Genomic DNA, 9,749 nt, shown 5'->3' on the forward strand with positions numbered 1-9,749 from the left:
GTGCTGCCCTGAGGCGCGCCATGTCGCGAAGACCCGATGGAATGTCTGCGTCGGCGGCGACCTCGTCGAAGTCCTTGACTGCGGCGGCGACGTCGCCCTTGTCCGCCTTGACGGTTGCCGCGCGCATGCGGGCGAGCAGCGGATAGGCGCCGTAGCCATCCTTTTCCAGCGCATCGAGGGCCGTCAGCGCTTCGTCGCTCTTGCCCTCATTGGCAAGCTTCAGCGCCTGCGAGAAGGCATCGCCCGAGCGATTGGCGCGGGTCTCGTCCCAATAGCGATAGCCGACGAAGGCAGCGGTGCCGACCACCACCAGCACCGCGAGCGCAAGCAAGGCAGGACCAAAACGGTCCCATAGCGCATGCGCCTGTTCGCGACGCATCTCTTCGTTGACTTCGCGGATAAAACTGTCGTCCGACATGGATCAAAACCATTCCTGCCCCGGCCGGGGCGTACATGAGCCCGCGTTTTAGCGAGTTTCTGTCCGCATGGAAGGGGTTCGACAGGAAAATCGGCTAATCGCCGGACAGGCGACGTATATGGCGACCGCACCCGCGCCACATTTCGCCGATAGCCGGTGCTCGAACCCTCTTCAAATCCAGATCAGATGTCGATGCCTCGTTTGTACCGCGTTGTTGCGTTTTCCATCGCGTCGCTTGCTGCGGCGGGCACTGCGGTCGCCGATCCGCCCGCGGCGCCTGCGCCGACAAAACCGAAGCAGGTCGTCATCATTTCGTTCGATAGCGCTCGCGATATTCCGCAGTGGAAGCGCAGCCGGGCGCTGGCAGCCCGCACCGGCGCCCATTTCACCTATTTCGTGTCCTGCGTCTTCCTGCTCTCGCCGAAAACGCGCAAGGAATATACGGCGCCCGGCAAGACCGCAGGCAAATCCAACATCGGCTTTGCCGCCTCGAAACAGGAAGTCGCTGACCGGCTCGAGCAGATAAACCTTGCCGCCTCGGAAGGTCATGACATCGGCAGCCACGGTTGCGGCCATTTCGACGGCAAGGACTGGAGCAAGGCCGACTGGCTGAGCGAGTTCGGCTCTTTCTCACACATTCTCGAAAGCGCCTATTCGATCAACGGCATTGCCCCCGAACCCGCGGGCTGGCGCGAAATCGCGCGCAAGGCGTTCGGCTTTCGCGCGCCCTATCTGTCGGCAAACAAGGCGCTCTACGAGGCGCTGCCAAAGGCAGGCTACCTGTTCGACGCGAGCGGCGTCTCGCGCGGCCCAGTCCGGCCGATGACCGCAAATGGCATCACGCGCTTTTCGCTGCCGCAGATTCCGGAAGGGCCCCGCTCAAGGCCGGTTATCGCGATGGACTACAATCTCTATGTCAGACATTCCGGTGGCTTCGAGCGGCCGAGCAAGGGGGACGAATTCGCCGACCGGACCTATGCTGCCTTTCGCACCGCCTTCGACGCCCAATACCAGGGCAAACGCATTCCGCTGGAGCTCGGCTTCCATTTCACGCTGATGAATGGCGGCGCCTACTGGAATGCGCTGGAGCGCTTTGCTGGCGAGGTCTGCACCAAGCCCGACGTCGAGTGCATCAGCTATCGCGACTATGTATCGCGCCAACGCGGCCACGAAAAGCAGGCGTCGGTGGGCGGCTGAGCCGGAAGCGCTCGCCGCCCGCCTCTCCTAGCTTGCCGGCTGATCCTCAGGGCGCAAGCCGGCTCGCTCACGCTCCAGATAATGCTGATCGATTTCGGGTAGCGGGGCCCCTTCAAGCGTCGCCTCGAAGGCGCGCAGGCGCTTGTAGATGGATATCAGTTCGACAATGGTCGGCCAGGAATTCACAAGATACTGGAACGAACTGGCGACTTGTGAAAAGGCGGTGACAATTTGCTGAAAAATTCCAAAGGTTATCTTACCAAGAGCCAAGGTTGGCACAAGAATAAGCGTGGCAAAAACGTTGTCAACCTGGAGATATAGATAGCGGACCATGTCGAAGTAGACATAATGAGCGTATAGCGTGAAGTAGTTCTTTCGAACATTTCTGAAAAGCTCGACCAGCGTTGGTGGCTGCGCTCGTTCCGTATCGTCCTCACCGAGGACAAGTTCCTTGCGCAGAGCGGCTTCAACACGCTGATTACGAAATTCCAGCCCGGGCAGCTTGACGCCGACGACTGCCAACAAGCCGGTTCCAAACAACGACCACGCGATCGCTGCAATAACCAACGGATAGGGGATTGCTCCGAGTATGGGGAGAGTTGGAACGTGGAGAGAAAGGGATGCCAGCAAAGGTAGAAATGCAATCAGAGTCATGATGGAATCGATGAAGTTCACTCCGAGCCCCTGCATTGTGCCCGAGAAGCGCATCGTGTCGTCCTGAACGCGCTGCGACGCCCCTTCGATATGGCGCAGCCTTGGCCAATAAGCCGTAAAATAGTCGTTCATCGCGGTGCGCCAGCGAAACACATAGTGCCTGACGAAAAAGACATTCAGGACGGCAATGGTCATATAGACCAGGGCCAACGACAGGAACTGCCATACTCCGTAGTAAAGCTCGGCAGGCGTAACGGAGCCGGGCGTGGTCAGGGCCTTCTGCACCATGTCGTAAAACATGCCACGCCAGTCATTGAGCGCCACACTTATCTGCACGATGAAATTAGTGACGAAAATAATCAACGCAGAGCCAAGGATCGACCAGTTCTGCCAACGGTGTGGGGCATACAGCGCCCAAAAAAGGTAGAATACGCCCATACCCGCGAAGAAATATCCGTAGAACCAGAGGAATGCCGGTGTCAGGAATCTTATTGGGCTGATGACGGGTGCGGCCTGCGGATCGACCGGCGGCATCCCAAGCATCGTGCCAAGGTGCTCGCCGCCAAAAAACCACAGGATAACCAGCAGAAGGCTCCAGACGGCCGCCGAGATGAAAAAAAGCTTCGGCTGCGGGAAAAAGGATACAAACACTGTGGGGAAATCCTCGGTCGATGCGCAAATCAGCGGCGTTGCTGTTCAGCGGGCATAAGGTCACACATCGGTCGGAATGAAAATGCCCGTGCCCGATGCCCATCCCCGAGCAAACCCACAATCATGGCGATTTTGGCGCAGCCGACCAGGTGATCGCGCCCGAGACAAGCAGAACGGCGGCGGCCACGATCGATGCGAGGAAGAAGTCGCCCGAGGCTTGCGCAAGCAGACCGGCGACGATCGGACCGACGATCTGACCGAGGCCGAAAGAAGCCGTCAGCAACGCCAAGGTCCGGCGTGGCGCTTGCGGGGCAAGCTGCCTTCCGGTCTGCAGGCCGAGCGCGGTGATGGCGATGAAAGTCCCGCCAAGCAGAAACCCGCCGAGCAACGGCCCAACGTGTCCGCCCATGGCGACGCTCGCGGTGACGCCGACCACCTCGACGAGGCACCCGAAGGCATAAGCCGCATACAGGCCGATCCTTGCGGCGATCTTCTGCCAGAGCCAGATCGAAGGAATCCCGGCCAGGCCAGTGACCATCCAGACCATGGCTTCGAACACACGACCGCCGCCACCCTGCCGGACGATGGCGATCAGAAACGTCGCCGTCACGATATAGCCGAAGCCGAATAGCCCATAGGCGACGATGATCTTCATCAGCGAGCGGTCCTTCGGCAGCGCCGGTTCGCGACCATCGGCGCCGTTGGCGGTTGCAGTGCTGCCGACCAGCAACGCCACGACGGCAAAGCCGCAGGCGGAGAATACGGCGGACCAGAACCAGCCCGCTGCCCAGCCGGCATGTTCGGTGACGAGGATAGCCATCAGCGCCGAGGACGCCGCTATGCCGAGGCCGACGCCGCCGAAATGCAGCGCCTGCAGGTCGTTTCGGCCGGCGGCGGCCAGATGGCCGAAAACGATGCTGGACATGAAGACCAAGACGAAGGCGCTGGCCAGACCGGCAAGAAACCGGATGACGAGAAAGGCCGCCATCGTGTCGGCCAGGCCCATCAGCCCGGTGAGGACTGCGGTGGCGGCAAGACCGGCCAGCATCAGCAGGCGCTCGCGACCATGCGCCCAGCCGCCGACGGCTGCAAGCGCACCAATGAGATAGCCGAGATAGTTAGCGGATGCGATCCAGCCGGCATCGGCCGGCGACAGGCCAAGTTCCTCCATCATGCCGGGCAGGATCGGTGTGTAGACGAAGCGGCCGATGCCCATGGCAGCGGCCAAGCCAATCATGCCGGCAAAGGCGAGACGCAAAGGAGACGGCGAAACGGCTTTCATTGCAGTGCACAATAGGTGCACGAGCCTGTGAGACAATCCGCTTGTGTTGGGCCAGAACGGGTTGCCGCAGCCGCCAGCATCCAGCCTCCGCCCGCACGTCCCGGCAGCTGAGGGCGACCGCCCGCTGCTACCGTTTCAGAAGCTTCAACCGCAGCCGGCCTGCGCGGTAGCCGTCTCGTAGGCAGTGCGCCGGGCCGTCAGCCGGAACGGCACGTCGCCGAGCTCGCGCTCCGACATGGTGTCGAGCACAGGATGCGACAGCGGATCAATCACCCATCGGGTGGTCTCGCTTTCAGGCGACCGGCTTTGCCGCGCGCCGGCAGCGGAAAAGACTCTGAGCAATGACAAAATCTTCATCGGATTTTCCTCCACTGGTCTGCTTGTTTCGCTAAAATCTGCCAATCAGCCCCGCGTTTCAATTGAGATTTCAATCGCGGCGGTTTAGAAAAACTGTATGGTCATGTTGAACCGCGTCCACCTCAACGGCTTGCGCGCCGTGGAAACCGTCGCCCGCCTGGGATCGCTTTCGGCTGCGGCAAGCGAGCTCAACGTGTCCGCCAGCGCCGTCAGCCAGCAGGTCAAGCGAACGGAAGAGCAACTCGGCCAGGCGCTGTTCGAACGAACGGCGAGCGGTCTGGTGCTGACCGAATTCGGCACCGTCTTCACCGCGCGCCTCGGGGCAGGTTTTCGCGAACTCGCCCAAGCCGTGGCGCTCGCCGACGAGGCCTCCGAATGCACGCTGGTGGTTTCGGTCGCACCGGCTTTCGCGTCGAAGTGGCTTCTGCCGAGACTATCGCGGCATTTCGCCCGCCATCCGAATGTGCTGCTGCGCATCGACGCCTCGGGCCGGATCGCCGATCTCGACCATTCCGACATCGACATCGGCATCCGGATGGGCGGCGGCAAATGGCCGGGCGGCCGCGCGGAACTGCTACTGGCGCAGGAGGTGTTTCCGGTCTGCGCACCGTCGATCGCTGCCAGATTGAAGTCGATCCAAGACCTGGCGCAGACCTGCGCCATCACCGACGAACGGTCGATGATCAGTTGGGACAGTTGGTTCGAGGCGGCCGGGGCGAAGCCCGTCACCTTTCTCAAGGGCGCGCGTTTCACCGACCCGATGCTTTGCCTGGAATCGGCGATCGCCGGCCATGGCGTGATGCTCGCCTGGCAATTGCTGACGGCTGACGCTCTCGCCGACGGCCGCCTTGTCGCCCCTTTCGGCATCCGCGCCCGGAGCGGGCTCGGCTATTGGCTGGTGACCTCAGCCACCAAGACCGAAAGCCGCAAGGTCAGGGATTTCAAGATCTGGATCCGCGAAGAGATCGCGGCGACCATGGCGCAATTCGGCTCGTTCGCCGGCGCGGATTGAACCTGGGCGCATGACCCCAAAAATCGGAATCGATTTTTGGAAAAGGATCATGCGCAAGATCAAAGTGCCACAGCGTCCTTTGCGCGTCCGACAGGACGCGCGGCGCTGTGGTAGTCGCAATCGCTGTGGAAAGCGCAGCGACGGCGATCTATGTAGGAACCAGACACCACACCACGACAGGCAGGATCATGACCACACATTCGCGCGGCGTTTCCGCAACGATCGACCCGGTGAAGCTCGACAGGCTGGCCGAAGTCGCCATCAAGGTCGGGCTGCAATTGCAGCCGGGGCAGGATCTGGTGCTGACGTCGTCGATCGCAGCGCTGCCTTTGACGCGGCGGATCGTCGAGCACGCCTACAAGGCCGGCGCCGGCCTGGTGACGCCGATCTTCAACGACGATGAGATCACGCTGGCGCGCTTCCGCCATGGCGCCGATGCAGGCTTCGACCACGCAGCCGGCTGGCTCTACGAGGGCATGGCAAAGGCCTTCGCCAACAATGCGGCGCGGCTTGCCGTGCGCGGCGAGGATCCGTCGCTGCTGTCGGCGCAGGATCCGGCGAAAGTGGCGCGCGCCAACAAGGCGAACTCGATGGCCTATCGGCCGGCGCTGGAAAAAATCACCGGCTTCGACATCAACTGGAACATCGTCGCCTATCCCGACTTGGCCTGGGCCAAACAGGTTTTCCCGGGCGATACCGACGACGTTGCCGTGGCCAAGCTCGCCGACGCCATCTTTGCCGCCTCACGGGTCGATGTCGACGACCCGATCGGCAACTGGATGGCGCATAACGCCGCACTTCGCGGCCGCACCGCATGGCTGAACGGCCATAATTTCCACGCGCTGCATTTCACCGGACCCGGCACCGATCTGACCGTCGGTCTCGCCGACGGCCATGAGTGGATGGGCGGCGCTTCGACCGCCAAGAACGGCATCACCTGCAACCCGAACATCCCGACCGAGGAGGTCTTCACCACACCGCATGCCAGGCGCGTCGAGGGCCATGTTTCGAGCACCAAGCCGCTGTCCTACCAAGGCACGTTGATCGATGAGATCTCGGTGCGTTTCGAGGAAGGCAGGATCGTCGAGGCAAAGGCTTCGAAGGGCGAGGACGTGCTGAAGAAGGTGCTAGACACCGATGAAGGCTCGCGCCGGCTCGGTGAAGTCGCGCTGGTGCCGCATTCCTCGCCGATCTCAGCGAGCGGCTTGCTGTTCTTCAACACGCTGTTCGACGAGAACGCTGCCTGCCACATCGCATTGGGACAGTGCTATTCGAAGTGCTTCGTCGACGGCGCCTCGCTCAGCCAGGACGAGATCGCGGCGCGCGGCGGCAACAAGAGCTTCATCCATATCGACTGGATGATCGGTTCGGACAAGATCGACATCGACGGCATCGGCAAGGACGGCAGCCGCGTGCCGGTCATGCGCAAGGGCGAGTGGGCTTAAGGAGCCGCCAACAAGCCGTCTTGGCGGTCGACCCTGGAGTTGGCAATGAAACTCGATATCAAAGTCAAGCGCATCTACGAGCCGCCCTCGCCTAGCGATGGGCAACGGGTGCTCATAGACCGCGTATGGCCGCGCGGCGTCCGCAAAGAAGACGCCGCGCTGACGCTCTGGCTCAAGACCATCGCGCCTAGCGATGAATTGCGCAAATGGTTCGGCCACGAGCCGACACGCTGGATGGAATTCCAGCAGCGATATCGCGGCGAGCTCGACAGGAACGGCGACGCGGTTGGCCAGTTGCGCGCCCTGCTCGACAACGGCCAGGTGACGCTGCTCTACGGCGCCCAAGACGATATGCACAATAACGCAGTGGCTTTGGCTGACTATCTCAGCCTAAAGGGTTGAGGCGGCGCGCACGCTGCACCGCGTCTATTTCCCAACCACCGCCTGCTGGTAAACATCAGGCTTGAAGCCGACGAGGATGCGATCGCTGAGCTCCAGCACCGGCCGCTTGATCATCGTCGGCTTGGCCAGCATCAGCGCCTTGGCTTTGTTCTCGTCGAGGCTCAGCTTGTCCTTGTCCGACAGTTCGCGAAACGTCGTGCTCGCCTTGTTGAGCAGGATTTCCCAGCCGACCTTGCTGGACCAGCCATCCAGCCGCTTCGCGTCGAGCCCTTCGACCCGGTAGTCGTGAAACCGGTAGGCGACGTCATGGCGTTCCAGCCAGGTGCGGGCCTTCTTGATCGTGTCGCAATTGGTGATGCCGTACATGGTGATCGTCAAGATTGTGATCCTCGGACTGGTCTGTGTTCGAATCCGGCGGCACCCTAAAACCGCTTTTGCGACTTTGCCAGCGGCCAGGCCGGCATCTTCAAAGTTTTGGGCTTGCCAATACTAAGGAATTTTCCTAAGTATTTTCCTAAACCATCTTTGGCCATGCTCAGAGGCGCAAGAAAAACATGATCGTCGCAACAAGCTCGCGGACCGTAAGCACCCCGCCGATCGACGGCATTTTCCGGGCGCTTGCCGATCCGACACGTCGACGTGTTGTCGAGCGGCTGAACAGAAGCCCCGCCTCGGTCGGCGAGCTTGCCCAGCCCTTCGACATGGCCCTGCCCTCCTTCATCGAACATCTGAAGGTGCTGGAAGGTTGCGGGCTGGTGCGCTCGCAAAAGACCGGTCGCGTCAGGACCTACCGGCTTGCGCCAGAGCCGCTGAAGCTCGCCGAAAACTGGCTGGCCGAGCAGCGTGCAATGTGGGAGCGCCGCCTCGACCAATTCGATGCCTACGTCATGACACTCAAGGAGAAAGACATATGAGCCAGGCCCCGCTGTTCAAACCGGACCCCAGACTGGACCTCGTCCTCGAACGCGTCGTCGACGCGCCACGAGAACTGCTCTGGACCGCCTACACCAAGCCCGAGCATGTCCGGCAATGGTTCACACCGAAGCCGTGGATCGTCACCGATTGCGAGATAGACCTCAGGCCCGGCGGCCTGTTCAGGACCCGCATGCAATCACCCGATGGCAAGGAGGTCAATGACCGTCATTGCTGCTATCTCGACATCGTGCCGAACGAGCGGCTGGTATGGACCGATGCATTGCTACCCGGCTATCGGCCGTCAGGGGACCCATTCATCACAGCGGTCATATCGTTGCAGCCAGAAGGCAAGGCGACGCGCTACACCGCGACCGCCATCCACAGGGATGAAGCGACACGAACGAACCACGAGGAGATGGGCTTTTTCGATGGCTGGGGCACCGTGGTCGACCAGCTTGCGCAATACGTCAAGACGATCTGACACGGCGTCTTCTCACATGGCGGCCACGGCGTCGTCCTGGTCGCTCAATTGCCAGCGCCCATAGAGTTGATACCGGCCCTGCCCCAGGAAACTGTGGATGAGGACGAAGTCGCGGACCGTCCAGCCAATCGGTTCGATGGCTCGCTCGCCAAGCTTCGCGACCTGCGTCCTGTCGCGCAGAAAGGTAACGTGGGGTTCGAAGGAATTCGCCACGAAGGGCTTCAGCGGGCTATCGGAGAGCGTAGCGCCGAGGCTGCGCCAAAAGGTTTGCAAGGCTGGATTGCCGCCGCTGCCGCGCAGCACCAGTGCGCCACCGCCGAAGGCCGACAGGCGATCGAGGGTAACATCGAACGATGCTGCCTGAACGAGCCCGCCGGCGCGGCAGGCGGTGTCCACACGGGACATCGGCAATCCGTCATGATCGCCGAGCCCAACCAGCGAGACATGCAACTGCTCTGCCGCAATGAGCTTGCCGCGCAGGCCCAACTCACGCTGCCAACCAGCCGCCTTCAGCGCCAGCGGCGTGGCAATCGTGCTGTCCAAAAGAATGGCGAAAAACAGCCGATCGTTCCGCCGCTGGTCTGGCTCGTTCCAGCGGAAGAAAGTCTGGCCGTTTTTGCCGATTCCGAATGAAGGCAGCTCGTTCATGGCTGATCCCGTCCGGTATTTTATCCGCGGGAATAGAACAAAACAGGAACAAACTACAAGGGAGAATAGCAGCCACGCTCGATGGCGAGGCGGCGCACCAGCGCCAGCACGCTGTCGATGGTGGGCGTCGGCTGGCCGGCCAGCCGGCCAAGCTCCTGGACCGCCGTCACCAGTGCGTCGATCTCCATCGGCCGGCCGCGCTCCAGATCCTGCAGCATCGAGGTCTTGTGCTCGCCGACGTCGCCGGCGCCCTTGATGCGGCGGTCGACCCCGATCGGAAAGCGCAC

The 9,749-nt window shown here is 61.7% G+C and carries 13 protein-coding genes; 6 read left to right on the forward strand and 7 right to left on the reverse strand.

The features are described from left to right. Nucleotides 1-418 (reverse strand): tetratricopeptide repeat protein (locus EOC93_RS34875; protein WP_245461499.1); only part of this gene is annotated, 418 nt, incomplete at its 3' end. Between the two features lie 192 nt (nucleotides 419-610). On the opposite strand from EOC93_RS34875, the gene EOC93_RS19685 reads away from it, so the two are divergent. Then, nucleotides 611-1,615 (forward strand): polysaccharide deacetylase family protein, encoded by a 1,005-nt coding sequence (locus EOC93_RS19685; protein WP_127205450.1) that lies wholly within the window; start codon nucleotides 611-613, stop codon nucleotides 1,613-1,615. 27 nt (nucleotides 1,616-1,642) lie between these two features. Here EOC93_RS19685 and sbmA read toward each other — a convergent pair whose 3' ends face one another. The 3 genes from sbmA to EOC93_RS19700 form a co-directional block, all read right to left on the reverse strand. Then, nucleotides 1,643-2,920 (reverse strand): peptide antibiotic transporter SbmA, encoded by a 1,278-nt coding sequence (gene sbmA / locus EOC93_RS19690; protein ID WP_095483942.1) that lies wholly within the window; start codon nucleotides 2,918-2,920, stop codon nucleotides 1,643-1,645. 121 nt (nucleotides 2,921-3,041) lie between these two features. Next, nucleotides 3,042-4,202, reverse strand: coding sequence for a YbfB/YjiJ family MFS transporter (locus EOC93_RS19695; protein WP_127205451.1), 1,161 nt, complete (start codon nucleotides 4,200-4,202; stop codon nucleotides 3,042-3,044). Nucleotides 4,203-4,346: 144 nt separating this feature from the next. Next, on the reverse strand, nucleotides 4,347-4,559 hold the full coding sequence (locus EOC93_RS19700) for a hypothetical protein (protein WP_127205452.1): 213 nt from the start codon (nucleotides 4,557-4,559) through the stop codon (nucleotides 4,347-4,349). Between the two features lie 97 nt (nucleotides 4,560-4,656). Here EOC93_RS19700 and EOC93_RS19705 point away from each other — a divergent pair, with 97 nt between their 5' ends. The 3 genes from EOC93_RS19705 to EOC93_RS19715 all read left to right on the forward strand — a co-directional run bounded on the left by EOC93_RS19705 (nucleotide 4,657) and on the right by EOC93_RS19715 (nucleotide 7,418). Beyond that, nucleotides 4,657-5,571: a LysR substrate-binding domain-containing protein gene (locus EOC93_RS19705; protein WP_127205453.1), complete on the forward strand. Its 915-nt coding sequence runs from the start codon at nucleotides 4,657-4,659 to the stop codon at nucleotides 5,569-5,571. Nucleotides 5,572-5,759: 188 nt separating this feature from the next. Continuing rightward, complete coding sequence (locus EOC93_RS19710; RefSeq protein WP_127205454.1) at nucleotides 5,760-7,016, forward strand: aminopeptidase; 1,257 nt, start codon at nucleotides 5,760-5,762, stop codon at nucleotides 7,014-7,016. 45 nt (nucleotides 7,017-7,061) lie between these two features. Further along, a complete protein-coding gene (locus tag EOC93_RS19715; RefSeq protein WP_126103308.1) occupies nucleotides 7,062-7,418 on the forward strand; it encodes a DUF488 domain-containing protein in 357 nt (118 codons plus the stop codon). Between the two features lie 24 nt (nucleotides 7,419-7,442). Here the strand turns inward: EOC93_RS19715 and EOC93_RS19720 are convergent, their stop codons facing one another. Then, on the reverse strand, nucleotides 7,443-7,796 hold the full coding sequence (locus EOC93_RS19720; protein ID WP_126103309.1) for an ArsC family reductase: 354 nt from the start codon (nucleotides 7,794-7,796) through the stop codon (nucleotides 7,443-7,445). Nucleotides 7,797-7,972: 176 nt separating this feature from the next. On the opposite strand from EOC93_RS19720, the gene EOC93_RS19725 reads away from it, so the two are divergent. Further along, nucleotides 7,973-8,332 (forward strand): metalloregulator ArsR/SmtB family transcription factor, encoded by a 360-nt coding sequence (locus tag EOC93_RS19725; protein ID WP_127205455.1) that lies wholly within the window; start codon nucleotides 7,973-7,975, stop codon nucleotides 8,330-8,332. Next, nucleotides 8,329-8,814, forward strand: coding sequence for an SRPBCC family protein (locus EOC93_RS19730; protein ID WP_126103311.1), 486 nt, complete (start codon nucleotides 8,329-8,331; stop codon nucleotides 8,812-8,814). The genes EOC93_RS19725 and EOC93_RS19730 overlap by 4 nt, the downstream gene beginning before the upstream one ends. 12 nt (nucleotides 8,815-8,826) lie before the next feature. Here the strand turns inward: EOC93_RS19730 and EOC93_RS19735 are convergent, their stop codons facing one another. Further along, entirely contained in the window at nucleotides 8,827-9,462 is a 636-nt protein-coding gene (locus EOC93_RS19735; protein ID WP_127205456.1) for a 2'-5' RNA ligase family protein, read from the reverse strand. A gap of 53 nt (nucleotides 9,463-9,515) precedes the next feature. Further along, nucleotides 9,516-9,749, reverse strand: a 234-nt coding sequence (locus EOC93_RS19740) for a ketopantoate reductase C-terminal domain-containing protein (RefSeq protein WP_281033153.1), incomplete at its 5' end; no start/stop codon positions are given.

The sequence above is a fragment of the Mesorhizobium sp. M6A.T.Ce.TU.002.03.1.1 genome (assembly GCF_003997275.1).
Classification (GTDB): domain Bacteria; phylum Pseudomonadota; class Alphaproteobacteria; order Rhizobiales; family Rhizobiaceae; genus Mesorhizobium; species Mesorhizobium mediterraneum.